At 47.0% G+C, this 644-nt stretch carries 1 protein-coding gene; it reads right to left on the minus strand.

Translation table 11 applies throughout. From position 1 onward, the window contains the following. The coding region (locus tag R7R24_RS27750; RefSeq protein ID WP_318120285.1) for a TraB/GumN family protein at positions 1-644 on the minus strand (644 nt) is incomplete at both ends.

The raw sequence follows: 644 nt of genomic DNA on the forward strand, positions 1-644 counted from the left end.
CCCGTTGTGCGAGCAAATCGATAAGGTTGTCTTTCCCCACCAGATGCAGACTTCCAACCACAACGGTGTAACGACCTGACTTTTTAGGCAGCACACTGCCAGTATCGAGTTTTTTCGCCCAATCACGGTTGCGAGAATATAAGAACGCTTCGTTAAAATCTGCCGTCGCTTTGTCTGTTAAAGATGCCTCTTCCAGCATACTTCCATCACCACTTTTCCAGCTTTCTATCAAACACTGTACAAGCTTGTCACCACCTTCGTATTCGTCTATCGAGGACAGCAGCATTTCTTGCCCACCATTTGGCTGACCAGCAATAAGATCGATTTGAAACTGCACCGATTCTAACGAGAGGACTGGTAGGCGCTTTTTCTCTGCTAAACCAATTAGATGCATGTCTACACCTTTGTCTGATACGTAGCCAAGCTTATTGACTAGCGCGAGTTGGATGGTCAGAGCTGCGGTCCAAGGTGGCGCATTGAGAAGTTGCGCTTCCGCCATGCCTAGATCTTTGGCGATGTTCACTAACAGTTGGCGTTGAGTTTTGTCGAGTACGTCTTTAGAGAGAATCGAACTCACTGGGTACACCACACCTTCAGAGCTTATTACATCGGCCTCAATAATTAAGCCCGAGCTTTGTTCCAAA

The organism is Vibrio sp. 704 (genome assembly GCF_033339295.1).